The following is an 18,805-nucleotide window of genomic DNA, read 5'->3' as shown; positions in this document are numbered from 1 at the left end:
CGGTGCCGGGATCATGCCAAACACACGGCGGCGGGCCCAGTCCCCGGTCCGGCCGCCGTGCCCCGTCCACCCCCTCAGCGCAGCCCGGGAAGGGGGCTGACGATCCATTCGCCGCGCCGCATGACGCCCTTGAGGTCGAAGTCGGCGTCCAGGACCACCAGGTCGGCGTACTTGCCGGGCTCCAGCGAGCCGACTTCGTCGTACAGTCCGATGAGCTTGGCGGGATTGGCGGAAATCGCCTGCACCACCGACTCCACGGGCAGCTTGTCGATCGTCACCGACCGCTTGAACGCGGTGTCCTGGGTGAGCGTCGACCCGGCGATCGAGCCGCCCTCGACCAGGCGCGCCACGCCGTCCTTGACCTCCACCTCCAGCGGACCGAGGTGGTAGACGCCGTCGCCGAAGCCCGCCGCGTCCATCGCGTCGGTGATCAGCGCGACCCGGCCGGCGCCCGCGTGGTGGAAGGCCAGCTCCAGCATCGCCGGGTGCAGGTGGGTGCCGTCGTTGATCAGCTCGACGGTGACCCGCTCGTCCTCCAGCAGTGCGGCGATCGGGCCGGGCGCGCGGTGCTCCATGCCGGGCATCGCGTTGTAGAGGTGGGTGGCGACGGTCGCGCCCGCGTCGATGGCGCGCCGGGTCTGCTCGTACGTCGAGTCGGTGTGCCCGATCGCCGCGATGACGCCGTGCTCGGCGAGCAGCCGTACGGAGTCGAGGCCGCCCGGCAGTTCGGTGGCGAGCGTGAACATCCGGGCCGCGCCGTGGGCGGCGTCGACGAGCTTGCGGACCTCCGCCGGGTCGGGGTCGCGCAACAGGTCCTCCTTGTGCGCGCCCTTGCGGCAGGCGTTGATGAAGGGGCCCTCGAAGTGGATGCCCGCGATCTCGCCCGCCTGCGTCAGCTCGGCCAGCAGCCCGGCCCGCCGGGCCAGTTCGTCCAGTTCGCCGGTGACGGTGGAGGCGAGCAGGGTGGTGGTGCCGTGCTCGCGGTGGGTGCGTACCCCCCGCAGGACCTCCTCGGCCGTGCCGGAGGTGAAGGACGCGCCGCCGCCGCCGTGGTTGTGCATGTCGACGAAGCCGGGGACGATCCAGTGCCCGGACAGGTCCACCAGGCCGGCCCCCTCGGGGGCGCTGCCCGCGATGCGGGGGCCCTCGACGATGACGCGCCCGCCGTTGACCGTCCCGGTGGGCAGCACCACCTTGGCGCCGGAGAGAACGGTGCTGTGTGCGCTTGGGGACATCAGGCAGGTACCTCCGTGGCGAGTAGGTCCCAGGCGAGCAGCCCTGCGCCCAGGCATCCGGCGGTGTCCCCGAGGGCGGCCGGAACGATGTCGGGCAGCCGCTGGAACGTCACGCGCTCCTTGACGGCCGTCCGCAGTGGTGTGAACAAGGTTTCCCCCGCCTCCGCGAGGCCGCCACCGATGATCAGCGTGCGCGGGTCCAGCAGGGTGAGGGCGGTGACCAGGCCGTCGGCGAGGGCGCCGACGGCCGTCTCCCAGACCTCCCGGGCCCGCTCGTCGCCGGACCGCACGGCCGCGGCGCAGTCGGCCGCGTCGGCCTCCGGATCGCCGCAGACGGCCGCCCAGGCGCGCGAGACGGCGGCGGCGGACGCCAGGGTCTCCAGGCAGCCGCGCTGCCCGCAGCCGCAGGCGGGGCCGCCGGGGCGGACCACGATGTGCCCGATCTCGCCCGCGTAGCCGTGCGCGCCGGCCTCGATGCGCCCGTCGATGCCGATGGCGCCGGCGATGCCGGTGCCCAGCGGGACGAAGAGGAACCGGTCGGCGCCGCGGCCGGCGCCGATGCGCCCCTCGGCGAGCCCGCCCGTGCGCACGTCGTGGCCGAGGGCCACCGGGATGCCGCCCAGGCGGCTGCTGAGCAGGGCGCGCAGCGGTACGTCGCGCCAGCCCAGGTTCGCCGCGTAGACGGCGATCCCGTGCTCGGAGTCGACGATGCCGGGGACGGCGACGCCGGCGGCCGCGGCGGGCACGCCGAAGCGCTCGGCGCCCAGGGCGCGCAGGTCGGCGGCGAAGCCGAGGATCGACTCGACGACGGCGTCGGGGCCCCGGTCGCGGCCGGTCGCGCGGCGTGCCTGGTGCAGCAGGCCGCCGTCCTCGGCGACGAGGGCGGCCTTCATCCCGGTGCCGCCCACATCGAGGGCGATGACGTGTTTCACGGGTTTCACAGGGACAGTCTCGCGTGCTCGGCGGGGAAAGGTCTAGTCCATTGGGGGGCTTTGTTGAGTGGCCATACAAAATCCGGGCGGTGTCTGGCCTCCGGTTGTGGGCGGGCCGCCAAAGTGGTGTAGACCTTATGTGCATCGTACGTACACATCAGGGGTGGACAGAGAGCTGTGAAGGCCGGAAGCCGTAGTCGAGACCGTCGGAACCACCGGAACCGCCGGAACCGGAGCCTGGCCGCGACGGGCGCCGTGCTGTCGCTGTCCGTGATGCTGTCGGGCTGCGGCAGCCTGGGCCTCTCCGGGGACAACGAGGTGACCCTGCGGGTCGTGGCGGCCGACTACGGCGACAATCCGTCGAACTCGTCCGCGAAGTACTGGAAGGACCTCGCCGCCGCCTTCGAGCAGGACCACAAGGGCGTCAACGTCGAGGTCAGCGTCTACTCCTGGTCGGAGGTCGACGCCAAGGTCGCCGACATGGTCAAGGCCGGCAAGGCGCCCGACATCGCGCAGATCGGCGCGTACGCCCAGTACGCGGCCGACGGGAAGCTCTACACCACCGACGAGCTGCTCTCCGTACAGACCGAGGCCGACTTCCTGGGACCGCTCGCCGACGCGGGCAAGGTCAGGCGGGTGCAGTACGGCATGCCGTTCGTGGCCAGCACGCGGCTGCTGTTCTACAACGAGAAGCTGTTCGCCGACGCCGGCATCACGGCGGGCGGGCGCGCCTGGCAGCCCCGGACGTGGGCGGACCTGGAGGCGGCCGCGAAGAAGCTGAAGGCCGCGAACGTCCCGACCCCCTTCGCGCTGCCGCTGGGCCGCGAGGAGGCGCAGGCCGAGACCATGATGTGGCTGCTCGCGGGCGGCGGTGGCTACACCGACGGCGAGGAGTCGTACGCGATCGACTCCCCCGAGAACGTCAAGACCCTCGAGTTCCTGCGCGACAAGCTGGTCGGACAGGGCCTGACCGGCCCCGTCGAGCCGGCCCGCCTCGACCGCCAGGCCGCGTTCGACGCCTTCGCCAGGGGCGAGGTCGGGATGCTCAACGGGCACCCGACGCTGATGAAGCAGGCCGCGGCCAAGGGGATCAGGTTCGGCATGGTCGAGCTGCCGACGGTCGACGGCGCCGACAAGCCGACGATGGGCGTCGCCGACTGGATGATGGCGTTCAAGGGCGCGCACCGGAAGGAGTCCGGCAAGTTCCTGGACTTCGTGTACGAGGCGAAGAACCAGACCACGTTCACCAGCGCCTACGACCTGCTGCCGGTCACGAGCAGCGGCTTCCGCGCGGTGAACGCCAGCACCGGCGGCGGCAGCACCCCGCTGAAGACCTTCCTCCAGGCCCTGCCGGGCTCGCGGCTCTACCCGGCGGGCAAGAACTCGTGGCCGGGCGTGAGCGAGAGCATCAAGCAGAACATCGGCAAGGCGGTCGCCCCGGGCGGCCAGCCGTCCCGCACGCTGGGCGAGATCGCCACGTCGGCCCGCGCGGACGACGCCAACTGAGCCCCACGGGGCCGGACCCTCCGGCCCCCGGGCCCGGGGCGCCGGTACGGCTGTCCGGGCCCGGGGAGGGCTGTCGGAGCCCGGCGTTAATGTGGCCGTATGACGGACGACGCGCAGCTGACGGCGACCGAGGCCGCCGTGCTCGCGTACGAGGCGCGCACCTGGCCGGGTCCCGGTGCCAAGGAACGGGCGATACGCGAGGGACTGGGGCTGACCCCGGTCCGCTACTACCAGCTGCTCAACGCGCTGATGGACGACCCGCGCGCCCTCGCGCACGCCCCCGGCACGGTGAACCGCCTGCGCCGCATCCGCGAGGCCCAGCGCGCCCGCCGGTAGCGGTGCGCCCGCCGGGCCCGTCCCGGCCCCTCGCCGAAGGCCGGCCTCCGGCGCGGCCCGGGTGGGCCCCGGTCCTTCTGCCAAGGGCTGGGCGGGTGGCGGGCGGCGCCGGTAGGGTCGTAGCCATGGGGAGCAGCCATCCGCACGACCTGCCGAACCATCTGCCGGTGCCCGCCACCGCCGCGGGACGCGAGGGACTCCAGGCCCTCTTCCGCGCACCACGCCGTTCCGTGGTGGCGCTCGACTTCGACGGCACCCTCGCCGACATCGTCCCCGACCCCGACCAGGCCCGCGCCCACCCCGACGCCGTCCCCGCCCTGTCCGCGCTCGCGCCGCGGGTGGCGGCCGTCGCCGTGGTCACCGGCCGGCCGGCCGGGGTCGCCGTCCGCTACGGCGGCTTCGCGGGCGTGCCGGGCCTGGAACACCTGGTGGTCCTCGGCCACTACGGGGCCGAGCGGTGGGACGCGGTCAGCGGCATCGTCCACACCCCCGCCGAACACCCGGGCGTCGCCGCCGTGCGCGCCGAACTGCCCGGGTTCCTGGACTCCATCGGCGCGTGGCGGGGCACCTGGATCGAGGAGAAGGGCCGGGCGCTGGCCGTCCACACGCGCCGCGCCGAGGACCCGGCAGCCGCCTTCGAGGCGCTGCGGGAGCCCCTCTCCGAGCTGGCGCAGGCCCACGGGCTCATCGTGGAGCCCGGCCGGGCCGTCCTCGAACTGCGCCCGCCGGGCATGGACAAGGGCGTCGCGCTCACCGAGTACCTGGACGAGACCGGCGCCGGGGCCGTCCTGTACGCGGGCGACGACCTCGGCGACCTCGCCGCCTACGCGGCGGTCGAGAAGCGCCGTACGGACGGCCTGCCCGGCCTCCTGGTGTGCAGCGGCTCCGCGGAGGTCCCGGAACTGGCCGCCCGCGCCGACCTGGTGCTGTCGGGCCCGGGCGAAGTGGCGTCGTTCCTCGCCGCCCTCGCCGAGGAACTGCGCACCCGCGACGGCGACCCGGCCTAGGCAACCGGGGCCAGGGCCGGACAGACCTGCGCCGGACCGGCCCTAGCCCCGGCGCGGGCCGCTCTCGCGGACGTCCGCCAGCTGGGACCGGAACCACGCGGCCGGCGGGAGGGACGTCGCCTTCTCCGCCAGGCGGCGGGTGCGGGCCGTGCGTTCCTCCTCCGGCATCGACAGGGCGTCGTGCAGGGCGTCCGCCGTTTCCGAGATGTCGTACGGGTTCACCGTCAACGCGTCGGCGCGCAGTTCCTCGTACGCCCCCGCGCCCCGCGACAGCACCAGCGCGCAGCCCGCGTCCGAGACCACCGGGATCTCCTTGGCCACCAGGTTCATGCCGTCGGCCACCGGGTTGATCAGGGCCACGTCCGCCAGCCGGTACGCCGCCAGCGAGCGTGCGAAGTCGTCCTTGACGTAGAGGTGCACCGGATGCCAGTCCTCCGTCGCGAACTCGGCGTTGATCTCCTCGGCCAGCTCGCCCACCCGCGCCGTGTAGTCGCGGTAGACCTGCAGGTCCTGCCGCGAGGGGTACGCGAAGACGAAGTGGACGACCTGCCCCCGCCACTGCGGGTAGACCTCCAGCAGCTCCCGGAACGCGAGCAGCCCGCGCACCACGTTCTTCGACAGCTCCGTGCGGTCCACGCGCACGATCGTGCGGCAGCCGCCCGCCTCCGCCCGCAGGGCCGCCAGGCGCTCGTCGACCTCCGGCCGGCCGGCCAGCGCCCGCAGGTCCTCGCCGTCCACACCCAGCGGGTACGCCACCACGTCCGCCCGCTTGTGGCGCGGCGCCGAGCGCCGCACCTGCGTGACGTACCGCTCCTGCGGGCCGGCGGAGAAGTGCGGGTCGGCGATCCCGGTGGCGTCGTCGAGGTGGCACGCGGCCAGGAACCGGTTCGCCCATCCCCAGGTGTGGAAACCGACGACGTCCGCGCCGAGCATGCCCCACAGCAGCTCGGCGCGGATCTCGTCGGGCAGCATGTCCAGCTGGTCGGCCGAGGCCCACGGGGTGTGCGAGAAGTGGCCGATCCGCAGGTCGGGGCGCAGGGTGCGGAGCTGGTTGGGGACCAGGGCCAGGTGGTAGTCCTGCACGAGCACGGCCGCGCCCTCGGCCGCCTCCTCGGCCAGCGCCTCGGCGAAGGCCCGGTTGTAGGCGACGTAGGAGTCCCACCGGTGCCGGAAGGCGGTGTCGAAGACCGGCTCGCGCGGGATGTCGAACAGGCCGTGGTGGGTGAACCACAGCACCGAGTTCGCGATGCCGTTGTACGCGTCGTGGTAGACGGCGGGATCGATGTCCAGCATCCGGACGCCTGGTTCGGAAACGCCCCGGCGGACCGCCTCGCGGTCGGCGTCGGAGAGGGCCGCGCAGATCCACAGCGCCTCCGGCTGCTCCGCGAGGGCGGCGGAGAGACCGGAGACGAGACCGCCGCCGCCGCGCCGGGCGTCGAGGGTGCCGTCGGGGGCGAGGGCGTACGTGAGCGGGCCGCGGTTGGCGGCGACGAGTACCTGGGAAGCCATGCGGCCAACCTAGCCGGGGCCGCTCCCGCTCAAACGTCCGTACCGCAGCCCGCGCCGCGGCGAGACCAACGCCACTCCCGGCCGGTCGGCCGCGGGGTCAGGGGGGTCACGGGGGTCAGGGGGGTCCGCGACGTCGCCCGCGCTCACGCCACGCGGTGCGGCGCGTACTCCTCGATGTCGAGCATCGGCGGCCGCTCCTGCGTGTCCACCGGGTACGTGTGCGGTACGAAGCCCTCCGGTCCGCGCTCGAACTGCGTCAGCTCCGGCCGTACGGCGGGGTACCCCCGGCGCTGGCCGGGGGAGTGCCCGGGCGAGAGCCGCAGCTGCGCCGTGCGGTAGATCGCGGCCGCCATCCGGCCCAGCGCCAGGCCGTCCTGGTGCCGGTGCAGCCGTACGCCCACGTCCACCTGGGCCAGGGCGTCCAGGCCCACCGTGTGCAGGGCGTCGACCAGCAGGCCCAGCTCCACGCCGTAGCCGACGGGGAAGGGCAGCCGCTCCAGCAGGGAGCGGCGCACGGCGTACTCGCCGCCCAGCGGCTGGACGAAGCCGGCCAGCCGCGGCCAGTGCAGGTTCAGCAGCGGGCGCGCGACCAGCTCGGTCACCCGGCCGCCCTGCTCGCCCCGGCCGGGGGTCGTGCCGGGTCCCGCGCCGAGCGGGCGGTCGTACATCGCCTTGACGAACTGCACGTCCGGCTCGGTCAGCAGCGGGCCCACGATCCCCGACACGAACACCGACGAGAAGTCGCGCAGGTCGGCGTCGACGAAGCAGACGATGTCGCCGCTCGTCACCAGCAGCGAGCGCCACAGCACCTCGCCCTTGCCCGGCAGCGCCGGGATCCGCGGCAGTATCGCGTCGCGGTGCACCACCCGGGCGCCGGCCGCGGCGGCCACCTTCGCGGTGCCGTCGCTCGAGCCCGAGTCGACCACCACCAGCTCGTCCACCAGAGGGAAGGGCAGTGCCTCGATGAGGTCCCGCCGGATCGTCTCCACGATCGCCCCGACCGTGGCCTCCTCGTCCAGCGCGGGCAGCACCACGCTGACCGTCGTCCCGGCTGCCCGTTTCGCGGAAACCAGCTGGTCGAGCGGTCGGTCGGCGGCGGCCCAGGAGCGGTCGGCCAGCCAGCGCTCCACCTCTTCCAGCACCTTCAGCACTCCCCGGTGTGATCCATCTCGCGGATCGGACGGCTGTCTCAACGGCCCGACCCTTCAGTTACAGTCTTGAACAACGCGAAGGACCCTCGCACGTCGGGGGCCCTCGTGCACAAACGCCCGGACCCGCGCCTAGGAGCGCGACGCCCGGTGCCATACCGCTCATCCAGAGGGGCAGAGGGAAACGGCCCGTTGAAGCCCCGGCAACCCTCCAGTCGGTTCTCGCGACTGCGTACGCAACACGCAGCGAGGTCCCCGGCTAGGGAAGGTGCCAAATCCGTCTCGTGGCGAAGTGCGTCACGAGGAAGATGAGGAGAAAGGGCCTCGCCGTCATGGCTGCACAGACCGCCGGAACCACCACCACCGTCGACCTCGGTCCCGCGACCGCGCTCTCCTGTCGCGAATGCGGTACCCGTTTCGAGCTCGGCCCCATTTTCGCCTGTGCCGAGTGCTTCGGTCCGCTGGAAGTGGCCTACGAGCTCCCGGCCGGTGACCCCGAGGCGCTGCGCGCCGCGATCGAGGCGGGCCCGAACAACATCTGGCGTTACGCGCCGCTGCTGCCCGTCCCCGCCGACGTGGCCGGCAAGCCCAGCCTGAACCCCGGCTTCACCAAGCTCGTCGACGCCGAGAACCTGGCCAAGGAGCTCGGCGTCACCGGCAAGCTCTACGTCAAGGACGACTCCGGCAACCCGACGCACTCCTTCAAGGACCGTGTCGTGGCCATCGCCGTCGAGGCCGCCCGCGCCTTCGGCTTCACCACCCTGTCCTGCTCCTCCACCGGCAACCTGGCCGGCGCCGTCGGCGCCGCCGCCGCCCGCGCCGGTTTCCGCTCCTGCGTGTTCATCCCGCACGACCTGGAGCAGGGCAAGGTCGTCATGGCCGGGGTCTACGGCGGTGACCTGGTCGGCATCGAGGGCAACTACGACGACGTCAACCGCTTCTGCTCCGAGCTCATCGGCGACCCGCTGGGCGAGGGCTGGGGCTTCGTCAACGTCAACCTGCGGCCGTACTACGGCGAGGGCTCCAAGACCCTCGCGTACGAGATCTGCGAGCAGCTCGGCTGGCGGCTGCCCGACCAGATCGTCGTCCCGATCGCGTCCGGCTCGCAGCTGACGAAGATCGACAAGGGGCTGCAGGAGCTCATCAAGCTGGGCCTGGTCGAGGACAAGCCGTACAAGATCTTCGGCGCCCAGGCCGAGGGCTGCTCCCCGGTGTCCACTGCCTTCAAGGCCGGCCAGGACGTGGTCCGCCCGCAGAAGCCGAACACCATCGCCAAGTCGCTGGCCATCGGCAACCCGGCCGACGGCCCCTACGTCCTGGACATCGCGCGCCGCACCGGCGGCTTCGTCGAGGACGTCACCGACGAGCAGGTGGTCGAGGCCATCAAGATCCTCGCGCGGGCCGAGGGCATCTTCGCGGAGACCGCCGGCGGAGTGACCGTCGGCGTGACGAAGAAGCTCATCGAGAACGGTGTCCTGGACCCGTCGTTGACCACCGTGATCCTGAACACCGGTGACGGCCTCAAGACCCTGGAGGCGGTCGCCGCCGACAGCGGCCAGACCGCCACCATCCGCCCGAGCCTGGACGCGTTCCGCGCCGCCGGCCTGGCCTGATCCCCCTCTCCTCTCTCTCCTGCACCACGGAAAGGCGGTAGCGCCATGAGCGTCAACGTCCGTATCCCCACCATCCTGCGCACGTACACCGGCGGCCGGGCCGAGGTCCCCGCCGAGGGCACGACCCTGGCCGAGGTCATCGAGTCCCTGGAGAAGAACCACCCGGGCATCGCCGCGCGCGTCCTGGACGACCAGGGCAAACTGCGCCGGTTCGTGAATGTCTACGTCAACGACGACGACGTGCGCTTCGAGGGCGGTCTGCAGACGGCGACGCCGGACGGCGCGGGCGTTTCGATCATCCCCGCGGTGGCCGGCGGCTGCTGACACGCGCAAGCATCTGAATTGCCCCTTCCGCAAAAGCGGAGGGGGCAATTCTGCTTGCTTGGGCGCGGTAGAGTTGGGGAAGTCCCACGCCCTGTTCTTGCCCGCCGCATATGGCGGCGCCGCGGCATGGTCGACATTGGGTCAATGTGCGCGCGCGGTATGGGGCTTTGGCGCGATATGCCGGGTCCGAGTTGCCCTGGAATATGCCAACTTTTCACTGGATTTCAGCGTATCCGCGTGTCCAGAATTCTCGTCGGAATGACCTGTTGCAGACAGCACTGGTGCAGATACATTCAGCCGCGGTCGAGGCGTTCCGGCGCAAGTTCTGACCCGGGACCGCGAAGTGCGGTCCTGCGCAAGGGCCAGTAATAGGGGAGTTAGGCATGGCTCAGGGCACCGTCAAGTGGTTCAACGCGGAGAAGGGCTACGGCTTCATCGCGGTCGACGGTGGTGCGGATGTGTTCGTCCACTACAGCGCGATCCAGATGGACGGGTACCGCACCCTTGAAGAGGGTCAGCGGGTCGAGTTCGAGATCTCGCAGGGCCAGAAGGGTCCGCAGGCGGACATGGTCAAGCTCGCCATCGGCTAGTCCCGGCGCGATCGACCACCACCGGCAACGTACGAGGGGCCCGCATCCCGGAGGGGGGTGCGGGCCCTTCGCATGCCCGGGCACCGCCGGGGCGGCCGGGTCCGTTTCCCGGGAGCCGCTTGCACTCGAGGGGGGCGAGTGCTAATCATTGGCGTTAGCACTCTCCGGGGGAGAGTGATAAAGACGAGGACCGGGTCGGTGAGGCCCGCAGGCCCGGCGGGAAGGAACCGCGGGGCAGGCAGGCCGTCCGTCGCGGGCGCCACACGGTCCGAAGGCAATCCTTCCCCAAGCTCTCAACTGCGTTCGAGCAGGGGAGACCCCATCCGTCCGGGAGGACCACTTCACATGGCCAAGATCATCGCGTTCGACGAGGAGGCCCGGCGCGGTCTCGAGCGCGGCATGAACCAGCTCGCCGACGCCGTCAAGGTCACCCTTGGCCCCAAGGGCCGCAACGTCGTCCTTGAGAAGAAGTGGGGCGCCCCCACGATCACCAACGATGGTGTGTCCATCGCCAAGGAGATCGAGCTGGAGGACCCGTACGAGAAGATCGGCGCCGAGCTGGTCAAGGAAGTCGCCAAGAAGACGGACGACGTCGCCGGTGACGGTACGACCACCGCGACCGTCCTGGCCCAGGCGCTCGTCCGCGAGGGCCTGCGCAACGTGGCCGCCGGCGCCAACCCGATGGCTCTGAAGCGCGGCATCGAGAAGGCCGTCGAGGCCGTCTCCGGCGCCCTGCTGGAGCAGGCGAAGGATGTCGAGACCAAGGAGCAGATCGCTTCCACGGCCTCCATCTCCGCCGCCGACACCCAGATCGGCGAGCTCATCGCCGAGGCCATGGACAAGGTCGGCAAGGAAGGCGTCATCACCGTCGAGGAGTCCCAGACCTTCGGTCTGGAGCTGGAGCTCACCGAGGGCATGCGCTTCGACAAGGGCTACATCTCGGCGTACTTCGCCACCGACATGGAGCGTATGGAGGCGTCGCTCGACGACCCGTACATCCTGATCGTCAACTCCAAGGTCAGCAACGTGAAGGACCTCCTTCCGCTGCTGGAGAAGGTCATGCAGTCCGGCAAGCCGCTGCTGATCATCGCCGAGGACGTCGAGGGCGAGGCCCTGTCGACCCTGGTCGTCAACAAGATCCGCGGCACCTTCAAGTCCGTCGCCGTCAAGGCCCCGGGCTTCGGCGACCGCCGCAAGGCCATGCTGGGCGACATCGCCATCCTCACCGGTGGCACGGTCATCTCCGAGGAGGTCGGCCTCAAGCTCGAGAACGCGGGCCTGGACCTGCTCGGCCGCGCTCGCAAGGTCGTCATCACCAAGGACGAGACCACGATCGTCGACGGTGCCGGTGACAGCGACCAGGTTCAGGGCCGCGTCAACCAGATCCGCGCCGAGATCGAGAACTCCGACTCGGACTACGACCGCGAGAAGCTCCAGGAGCGCCTGGCGAAGCTCGCCGGTGGCGTCGCCGTCATCAAGGCCGGTGCCGCGACCGAGGTCGAGCTCAAGGAGCGCAAGCACCGCATCGAGGACGCCGTGCGCAACGCGAAGGCGGCCGTCGAGGAGGGCATCGTCGCCGGTGGTGGCGTGGCCCTGCTCCAGGCCTCCGCGGTCTTCGAGAAGCTGGAGCTCTCGGGTGACGAGGCGACCGGCGCCAACGCCGTGAAGCTCGCCCTGGAGGCCCCGCTCAAGCAGATCGCCGTCAACGGTGGTCTCGAGGGCGGCGTCGTCGTGGAGAAGGTCCGCAACCTGACCGTGGGCTGGGGCCTGAACGCCGCGACCGGCGAGTACGTGGACATGATCGCCGAGGGCATCATCGACCCGGCGAAGGTCACGCGCTCCGCGCTGCAGAACGCCGCGTCGATCGCCGCGCTCTTCCTCACCACCGAGGCCGTCATCGCCGACAAGCCGGAGAAGGCCGCGGCCGGTGCTCCGGGCGGCATGCCGGGCGGTGACATGGACTTCTGATCGGCCCCGCGCTGATCGGCTGTTCTCCGACCGAGGGCGGCACTCCCCATCAGGGGGGTGCCGCCCTCGGGCGCGTTCGCCGGGCGCTAGAAGCCGGAGGTGTCGATGTCGAAGCCGAACGGCTCCGGCACGCCGAGCGGCTTGCCGAAGGGCACCGTCTTGCGCGACTGGTACCCGTGCGGCGAAGGATCGGCGAAGCAGGTGATCTCCGAGCCCTGCATGTCGACGACCAGGTGGACAGGGACGAGCGAGCCGTAGACGTCGAGCTTCTCGGTCCAGTCCGCGTCCCTGGTGGAGATGGACGTGAACTCGGCCACCAGGGAGAGCGCGGCCCCGTCCAGATGCCGCCCGTCACCTTCGAAGTTGGCCTTCTCGACCACATAGAGATCGGGGCCGTAGGCGCGCCCGGCTGCGGGGAACTCGAAGAGGAACGGACCGATGTCCGCGACGTGCCCCTCGGGGGCGTGGGCCTGGAGCTGCTCGCGCAGCGCCGTCATGGGCAGGTAGTAACGCCGCATGGACCACGGTGACACGATGATCTTCCCCCGGATGAGCTCGGCCTTGAAGCCGTCTGGCGTATCCATCTCCTCGACCGTGCGCAGGAGCGTCTCGAACGTCGGCGGTGCCGCCTGCTCTATCGGTGTGGGCCGTTCGATCATGATCGCCACCGTTGTCCTCCGCGTGAACGTGCTGTGCGTGAACCCGTGCTCACTCCAGGCTGGCCGCGCGGGGGCGGCCGTGCCCGGGTGCCGAGACGGACCGCCCCTCGATCGGGTCGGTTTGGTTGACTGGACGGCATGGGTGATCTCTTCGTCAAGATCTGCGGGCTCCGGACCGACGCGGACGTCGACGCCGCCGTCGCCGCCGGGGCCGACGCCGTCGGGTTCGTCTTCGCGCCCGGCAGTCCGCGTACGGTCGACGCCGCCACCGGGCGGCGGCTGGCCGCGCGGGTGCCGGCGCACGTGCTGACGGTCGGGGTGTTCCGCGGGCAGCCGGTCGACGAGGTGCGGCGGTTCGCCGAGGAGAGCGGCGTACGGGGCGTGCAGCTGCACGGGGACGAGGGCCCGGAGTACTACCGGGCGCTGCGCACCGAGGGCCGGACCCTGCTGCGGGCCACCGCCGAACACGTCCGGCGCTGCGGCGAGTACGGCGAGGACCTGCTGCTGCTCGACGCCCCCGACCCCGGCTCCGGCAAGCCGTGGAACTGGGGCTCCGCCGACTTCACCGCCCCCGAGGGCCGCTGGCTGCTCGCCGGTGGGCTGACCCCGGTCAACGTCCGCGAGGCCGTCGCCGTGACCGGCGCGTGGGGTGTGGACGTGTCCAGCGGGGTGGAGAGCGCGCGCGGGGTGAAGTCCCCGGACCTGATCCGCGCGTTCGTCGAGGCCGCCCGCGGCTAGCGGCCCGGTGGCGTCCGGGCCGGCCCCGTCAGGCCCGCGCGTACGGGCCCTCGGTCGCCATCGTGTTCTGCATCGCCGTCAGCCTGCGGACGAAGAGGACGGCGAGCACGCCGGCGACCATGGTGACCAGGTCGGCGGCGATGCCGAGCCGTCCCGCCGGGAGCAGCTCGTCCACGGTGTCGGCCGACATGTAGATCCTGCTGAAGACACGCCCCAGGATCGCCCCCAGGACCCAGAACGCCCACCAGGACATCAGCAGGGCGACGGGCGCCGGGCGGTCGGAGCCGTCGGGGCCGCGCTGGGTGCTGGCCCGCCAGGTCTGCAGGGCGATCCGGCAGGGCATGACCAGGTTCGCCACGGGGACGAACCAGGCGCCGATGGCCCAGCCGCGGCCCAGGGTGAAGCCGTCGGGGCGGAAGATGCCGCCGTTGCTCCGTACGCGGTGGAACCAGATGATGAAGACGACGATCGTGGGCAGCACCGTCAGCAGCTGGAGCAGTCCGGCGAGGATGGTGAGCGCGGGGGACAGGCCGAGTTCGAGGTCGTCGAAGTGGACGTCCCCCGAGAACCCCCGCAGCCACGCCTGCTCGTACGCGCCGGCGCCCGCGGAGAAGAGGTGTACCGCGGTCGCGGCGCCGAGCAGCCAGGTCAGGGCCGTCGCGAGGCCCTGCGGGGAACGCAGCACGTCGTGGGGGGCCGGCGCAACCATGTGGACGGGCCCGCCGGGGTAGGGATGGCCCTGCTGGGGGACCTGGTACGGGGCCGGTCCGGGCTGCGGGAACGGCTGCGCGGGCGGCGGTGAGCCGGGCGGGCTGAAGGACATGACGGGTGGACCCCCACGGGAACGGATGACAGGCGGAAGGCCACCGCCGGGCGGGCGGGGGCCCGGAGAAGATATGCCGGTCCCGGTCCCGGAGTCCAGACGGTTTCCGCTGGTCAGAGCGTCAGAGCGTCAGAGCGTCAGGGCGGCTAGGAGGCGAAGTCCTTCAGGGCCTCGGTGTTCAGGGTGATCCCGACGGGGGCGGGGTCCGGTAGCGGGCTGTAGGGGTCAGAGCTTGAAGAGGACGCCGCGCCAGGTCCAGCCGGCGGCGAGGACGGCGTCGCGCAGCGGCAGCCGCATGTCCGAGGAGCGCCAGCAGGACGTCTGGACCAGGCGGCGGCGGCCGTCGGGGCCGCGTTCGACCGTCCACTCCTTGGAGACCGTACGGACCGGGCCCCGGGTCCACTTGGCCGCCACGGCCGGTCCGGAGCCGCCGCTGCCGCGCCGCGTGACCTCCCGCTGGAGTTCGAGGGCGCGGACCTCGCGGCGGTCCGGGACCAGGCGCAGGCGTATCTGGTAGACGCGGTTCACCGAGGTCCCGGGCCCGGATTCGCGGACCCGCCACTCCGCCAGGACGTCGGCTCCGACGAGGGCGCCCTCCCGCACGGTGAAGGGTCCCTCGGGCGGGTCGAGGGCGAGGAGCGCGGCCCGGAGTTCCTGGGTGGGGCGCGGTACGACGCCGCTCGCGGGGTGCTTCGTACCCGTCAGCATGTTCATGAGGCCCATCGGGTCAATCTACGTCCCCGGACGCGCGCAGGCGGGCCAGGAGGTCCTGGGCCTGCGGGCTGTCGGCGTCGAAGAACTGGGTGGCCAGATCCGGCGTCACCGCCGGTCCGGTCAGGCGTACTTCGTGGCAGGAGAAGCAGAAGGACGCCTCGGCGCGCGGCGGGCGAGTGGTCAGCGGACCGGAGTTGTCGCAGGGGCCGGAGCCGCGGCTGGAGCCTCGGCCGCGGCCGGGGTGGTGCCGGGGTCCGGGCCGGGGTCCGGGCCGGTGTCGAGGTCGGCGAGCATCCGGCGGGTGAAGCCGAAGAAGTACGTGGCGAGGAAACCGGTGACGTAGCCGACGCCGAGGCCCGCGGCGTACACGGCGAGCGTCGCGCCCATGCCCGACGAGCCGTCCAGGAGCGGGAACAGGGCCCAGCCGGAGGGGCCGATGGCGGTGGCGCCGACGGCCACGCCGAGCTGGTGGAGCAGGCCCACGAAGGCGCCGCCGGCCGCGCCGCCGATGCAGGCGGTGACGAAGGGGCGGCCGAGGGGGAGCGAGACGCCGTAGATGAGGGGTTCGCCGACGCCCAGGAACCCGGCGGGGAGCGCGGACTTGACGGTGGCGCGGATCGAGGGGTTGCGGGGCAGGCGCAGGTACACGGCGACCGCCGCGCCGACCTGGCCGGCGCCGGCCATGGCGAGGATGGGGAGCAGGACGGTGTGGCCCTGCTGCTCGATGAGGGTGGTGTGGATGGGGATCAGGGCCTGGTGCAGGCCCAGCATCACCAGGGGGAGGAACAGACCGCCGAGGACGAGGCCGGCGAGGGCGCCGCCGGAGCCGAGGAGCCAGCTCGCGAACGTACCGATGGCGCGGGAGACCTCGCCGGCGGCGTACATCAGCCCGTAGAGGGTGATCAGGCCGGTGACCAGGACGGTCAGGGTCGGGGTGAGGAGTACGTCGAGGGCCTCGGGGACGCGGCGGCGGCACCACTTCTCGACGTGGACGGCGAGGAGGGCCGCGGCGAGGGCGCCGAGGACGCCGCCCTGGCCGGGGGAGAGGGGCTGGCCGAAGACGGTGATCTTGGCGACGCCCGGGAAGACGATGACCGCGGCGACGGCACCGCCGAGGACGGGCGTGCCGCCGAACTCCTTGGCGGTGTTGTAGCCGACGAAGACGGCGATGAGGGAGAGGAAGCCGGAGGCGATGGCGGCCAGGGCGGGGACGAGGGAGGGGAGCTGCCCGAGGTTGGTGAGCAGGCCGCTGAGGCCGGCGATGATGCCGCAGCCGATGAGGGCGGGGATGAGCGGGACGAAGATGTTGGCGATGCGGCGCAGGGCGAGCTTGAGCGGGGTGGCGTTGCGGGCCTTCTGAGCGGACCTCAGGGCGGCGCCGCGGGCGGCGAGTTCGGCGGCGGTGACGCCGGGTCCGGTGGCGGTGACGCCTTCGGTGGCGGTGACGCCGGGTCCGGTGGCGGTGACGCCGGCTCCATGCGCGGGTGCGGTGCTCCGGCCCGCCTCGACGAGGGCTTCGAACTCCGGGGTGACGCGGGCGACGGCGCCGGGGCCGAGGACGATCTGGTACGTGTCGTCGTCGACGACGCCGAGGACCGCGGGGAGGGCGCGCAGGGCCTCGTCCTGGACGAGGGAGCGGTCGCGCAGGCCGAGGCGCAGGCGGGTCATGCAGTGCGCGACGGAGGTGACGTTGTCCGGGCCGCCGACGAGGGGAAGCAGCGCGGCGGCGGTGGCGCGGTGCTTGTCGCTGCTCGGGTTGCCGTTCGGGGCGCTGCTCCGGTCGCCGGTCCGGTCACTGCTCCGGTCGCCGGTCCGGTCGCTGTCGTCAGGAGCCATGGTGGTCGTGCCCTCGCCTAGGCGGTCGTGGGGTGGAGGGGCGTGAGCGCGGCGCGGAGGTGGCCCCCGGTCGCGTCCAGGCGGCGGGCGGCCTCGGCGGCGTCGGTTCCCGTGAGGAGGACGAGGATGGCGTGCTTGACCTCGCCGCCGGTGGCGGTCAGGGCCGCCTCGATCTCGTCGTCGGGGGCGCCGGTGGCGAGGGCGACGATGCGGCGGGAGCGGGCGCGCAGCTTCTCGTTGGAGGCGCGGACGTCGACCATGAGGTTCCCGTACGTCTTGCCGAGGCGGATCATCGTGATCGTCGAGATCAGGTTCAGGACGAGCTTCTGGGCGGTGCCGGCCTTCAGCCGGGTGGAGCCGGTGAGGAGCTCCGGGCCGACGACGACCTCGATGCCGTGGTCGGCGGCCGCGGCCAGCGGGGAGCCGGCGTTGCAGGACAGGCCGACGGTGAGCGCGCCGCGCGTACGGGCGAAGGTGACGGCGCCGACGGCGTACGGGGTGCGGCCGGAGGCGGAGATCCCGACGACGGTGTCGCGGGGGCCGAGGCCGAGGGCGGTGAGGTCGGCGGCGGCGAGCTCGGCGGAGTCCTCGGCGCCCTCGACGGCCGTGACGAGGGCGGTGGGGCCGCCCGCGATCAGCCCGACGACCTGGGCGGGGTCGGTGTTGAAGGTGGGCGGGCACTCGCTGGCGTCCAGGACCCCGAGCCGGCCGGCGGTGCCGGCGCCGGCGTAGACGAGCCGGCCGCCGTCGGTCATACGGGCGGCGATGGCGTCGATGGCGTCGGCGATGTGCGGCAGCCGGGCGGCGACGGCTGCGGGGACGGTGGCGTCCTCGGCGTGCATGGTGCGGACGAGGTCGAGGGTGGAGAGCCGGTCGATCTCGGCGAGTTCGGGCCGGAAGGCCTCGGTGGTGAGGGTGTCGAGCTGGGCGCGGAGTTCGGCGTACACGGGGCTCCTGGGATGCGGCTGCGTACGGTGTCCGTCCGGTGACGGTCCGGTGGTGGGCCGGTGACGGCGCGGTCGTGGCCCCGGGCGGGCGGGGTGGCGGTCCGGTGGTGTGTCACGGGGTGCGTCAGGGGCCTCGTCACCTCGGAAACGTATTTTCAGGCGGACCGAGGGTCAAGGAGCCACAAGGCCAGGTGGGGCAGATGGCCCTTCGCCGGGCCTTCGTCCCCGGGGGTGCGGGGTTCACAATGGGCCCATGGACCACGCGACCCCCATGGAACAGGCGCTTCACGCCGCCCGCGCTCTGGTACTCGCCGATCTCGTCGCGGGCGAGGTCGCCGAGTCCGATGTCGTCTCCCTCGTCGAGGACTCGGTCGTGCACCGCCGCTGGTGGGTGGAGCAGTGGCCGGAGGGCCTCGACTACCTCCCCGGGCTCGTCGCCCAGGACGTCCAGGACGCCCTCCTGGAGAGGTACGGCCGCTGGCCGCTCTGTCCCGTCTGCAGCCACGGCGACCCGCACGCGCTCGACATCGAGCCCGAACTCGGCCCCGACCCGCACTGGGTGTGCGGCAAGGCGGGCGTGAAGGTCGCCGCGGTCGGTGCGCTCGGCCCGGTCCTCGGAGGCTTCGCCGAGTGACGCTGTACATCGACCCGCCCACCTGGCCCGGTCACGGCCGCATGTGGTCGCACCTGGTCAGCGATGTCTCGTACGACGAACTGCACACGTTCGCCGCCTCGATCGGCTGCCCGCCCAAGGCCTTCGACCGGGACCACTACGACGTCCCGTCCTACCGTTACGACGACGCGGTGGCGGCCGGCGCCGTACAGATCGGCAGCAAGGAACTGGTGCGCCGGCTCACCGAGGCCGGTCTGCGCCGCCCCAAGCACCGCCCGCCGGCGCCGCAGCGGTAGCCCTCGCCCTG

The 18,805-nt window shown here is 72.4% G+C and carries 19 protein-coding genes and 1 riboswitch; of the genes, 10 read left to right on the top strand and 9 right to left on the bottom strand.

What is annotated here, in order from left to right:
• Nucleotides 1-74: 74 nt before the first annotated feature.
• Together nagA and ACIPXB_RS25900 are read right to left on the bottom strand one after the other, a co-directional pair.
• Complete coding sequence (gene nagA, locus ACIPXB_RS25905; protein WP_401453769.1) at nucleotides 75-1,235, bottom strand: N-acetylglucosamine-6-phosphate deacetylase; 1,161 nt, start codon at nucleotides 1,233-1,235, stop codon at nucleotides 75-77.
• Entirely contained in the window at nucleotides 1,235-2,167 is a 933-nt protein-coding gene (locus tag ACIPXB_RS25900; RefSeq protein WP_401453874.1) for an ROK family protein, read from the bottom strand. The genes nagA and ACIPXB_RS25900 overlap by 1 nt, the downstream gene beginning before the upstream one ends.
• A gap of 273 nt (nucleotides 2,168-2,440) precedes the next feature.
• Between ACIPXB_RS25900 and ACIPXB_RS25895 the strand changes: the two genes are divergently transcribed.
• The 3 genes from ACIPXB_RS25895 (at nucleotide 2,441) to otsB (ending at nucleotide 5,016) form a co-directional block, all read left to right on the top strand.
• Complete coding sequence (locus ACIPXB_RS25895; RefSeq protein WP_401453873.1) at nucleotides 2,441-3,673, top strand: extracellular solute-binding protein; 1,233 nt, start codon at nucleotides 2,441-2,443, stop codon at nucleotides 3,671-3,673.
• Between the two features lie 99 nt (nucleotides 3,674-3,772).
• Nucleotides 3,773-4,009, top strand: a complete 237-nt coding sequence (locus tag ACIPXB_RS25890; protein ID WP_401453768.1) for a DUF3263 domain-containing protein — start codon at nucleotides 3,773-3,775, stop codon at nucleotides 4,007-4,009.
• A 125-nt stretch (nucleotides 4,010-4,134) separates the two neighbouring features.
• Complete coding sequence (gene otsB / locus ACIPXB_RS25885) at nucleotides 4,135-5,016, top strand: trehalose-phosphatase (RefSeq protein WP_401453767.1); 882 nt, start codon at nucleotides 4,135-4,137, stop codon at nucleotides 5,014-5,016.
• Nucleotides 5,017-5,058: 42 nt separating this feature from the next.
• On the opposite strand, the gene ACIPXB_RS25880 is transcribed toward otsB, so the two are convergent.
• Together ACIPXB_RS25880 and ACIPXB_RS25875 are read right to left on the bottom strand one after the other, a co-directional pair.
• Entirely contained in the window at nucleotides 5,059-6,525 is a 1,467-nt protein-coding gene (locus ACIPXB_RS25880; RefSeq protein WP_401453766.1) for a trehalose-6-phosphate synthase, read from the bottom strand.
• A gap of 143 nt (nucleotides 6,526-6,668) precedes the next feature.
• A complete protein-coding gene (locus ACIPXB_RS25875; protein ID WP_401453872.1) occupies nucleotides 6,669-7,667 on the bottom strand; it encodes a glucosyl-3-phosphoglycerate synthase in 999 nt (332 codons plus the stop codon).
• Nucleotides 7,668-7,832: 165 nt separating this feature from the next.
• A riboswitch (SAM riboswitch) is annotated at nucleotides 7,833-7,988 on the top strand.
• Between ACIPXB_RS25875 and thrC the strand changes: the two genes are divergently transcribed.
• The 4 genes from thrC to groL all read left to right on the top strand — a co-directional run bounded on the left by thrC (nucleotide 7,982) and on the right by groL (nucleotide 12,168).
• Entirely contained in the window at nucleotides 7,982-9,286 is a 1,305-nt protein-coding gene (thrC, locus tag ACIPXB_RS25870; RefSeq protein WP_401453765.1) for a threonine synthase, read from the top strand. Its footprint overlaps the riboswitch before it by 7 nt.
• Before the next feature lie 45 nt (nucleotides 9,287-9,331).
• Nucleotides 9,332-9,610, top strand: a complete 279-nt coding sequence (locus ACIPXB_RS25865) for a MoaD/ThiS family protein (RefSeq protein WP_401453764.1) — start codon at nucleotides 9,332-9,334, stop codon at nucleotides 9,608-9,610.
• A 383-nt stretch (nucleotides 9,611-9,993) separates the two neighbouring features.
• Nucleotides 9,994-10,200: a cold-shock protein gene (locus ACIPXB_RS25860; protein WP_189949539.1), complete on the top strand. Its 207-nt coding sequence runs from the start codon at nucleotides 9,994-9,996 to the stop codon at nucleotides 10,198-10,200.
• Between the two features lie 345 nt (nucleotides 10,201-10,545).
• The gene (gene groL / locus ACIPXB_RS25855) at nucleotides 10,546-12,168 is read left to right on the top strand and encodes a chaperonin GroEL (protein ID WP_401453763.1); all 1,623 of its coding nucleotides are present in this window, start codon (nucleotides 10,546-10,548) and stop codon (nucleotides 12,166-12,168) included.
• 86 nt (nucleotides 12,169-12,254) lie between these two features.
• On the opposite strand, the gene ACIPXB_RS25850 is transcribed toward groL, so the two are convergent.
• Nucleotides 12,255-12,827: a Uma2 family endonuclease gene (locus tag ACIPXB_RS25850; RefSeq protein WP_401453762.1), complete on the bottom strand. Its 573-nt coding sequence runs from the start codon at nucleotides 12,825-12,827 to the stop codon at nucleotides 12,255-12,257.
• 138 nt (nucleotides 12,828-12,965) lie between these two features.
• On the opposite strand from ACIPXB_RS25850, the gene ACIPXB_RS25845 reads away from it, so the two are divergent.
• Nucleotides 12,966-13,565, top strand: coding sequence for a phosphoribosylanthranilate isomerase (locus ACIPXB_RS25845; RefSeq protein ID WP_401453761.1), 600 nt, complete (start codon nucleotides 12,966-12,968; stop codon nucleotides 13,563-13,565).
• Between the two features lie 28 nt (nucleotides 13,566-13,593).
• On the opposite strand, the gene ACIPXB_RS25840 is transcribed toward ACIPXB_RS25845, so the two are convergent.
• The 4 genes from ACIPXB_RS25840 to murQ form a co-directional block, all read right to left on the bottom strand.
• Complete coding sequence (locus ACIPXB_RS25840; RefSeq protein WP_401453760.1) at nucleotides 13,594-14,388, bottom strand: DUF4328 domain-containing protein; 795 nt, start codon at nucleotides 14,386-14,388, stop codon at nucleotides 13,594-13,596.
• Between the two features lie 225 nt (nucleotides 14,389-14,613).
• Entirely contained in the window at nucleotides 14,614-15,111 is a 498-nt protein-coding gene (locus ACIPXB_RS25835; protein WP_401453759.1) for a hypothetical protein, read from the bottom strand.
• A 171-nt stretch (nucleotides 15,112-15,282) separates the two neighbouring features.
• Nucleotides 15,283-16,938, bottom strand: coding sequence for a PTS transporter subunit EIIC (locus ACIPXB_RS25830; RefSeq protein WP_401453758.1), 1,656 nt, complete (start codon nucleotides 16,936-16,938; stop codon nucleotides 15,283-15,285).
• A gap of 17 nt (nucleotides 16,939-16,955) precedes the next feature.
• The gene (gene murQ / locus ACIPXB_RS25825) at nucleotides 16,956-17,885 is read right to left on the bottom strand and encodes an N-acetylmuramic acid 6-phosphate etherase (RefSeq protein WP_401453757.1); all 930 of its coding nucleotides are present in this window, start codon (nucleotides 17,883-17,885) and stop codon (nucleotides 16,956-16,958) included.
• Nucleotides 17,886-18,138: 253 nt separating this feature from the next.
• On the opposite strand from murQ, the gene ACIPXB_RS25820 reads away from it, so the two are divergent.
• Nucleotides 18,139-18,519 (top strand): hypothetical protein, encoded by a 381-nt coding sequence (locus ACIPXB_RS25820; protein WP_401453756.1) that lies wholly within the window; start codon nucleotides 18,139-18,141, stop codon nucleotides 18,517-18,519.
• The gene (locus ACIPXB_RS25815; RefSeq protein ID WP_401453755.1) at nucleotides 18,516-18,794 is read left to right on the top strand and encodes a DUF4031 domain-containing protein; all 279 of its coding nucleotides are present in this window, start codon (nucleotides 18,516-18,518) and stop codon (nucleotides 18,792-18,794) included. Before ACIPXB_RS25820 ends, ACIPXB_RS25815 begins: the two co-directional genes overlap by 4 nt.
• Nucleotides 18,795-18,805: the final 11 nt, after the last annotated feature.

The organism is Streptomyces sp. NPDC090022, from assembly GCF_044748145.1.
Classification (GTDB): domain Bacteria; phylum Actinomycetota; class Actinomycetes; order Streptomycetales; family Streptomycetaceae; genus Streptomyces.
The sequence above is the reverse complement of the archived record's forward strand: the minus strand, read 5'-3'. Positions and strand labels throughout refer to the sequence as shown.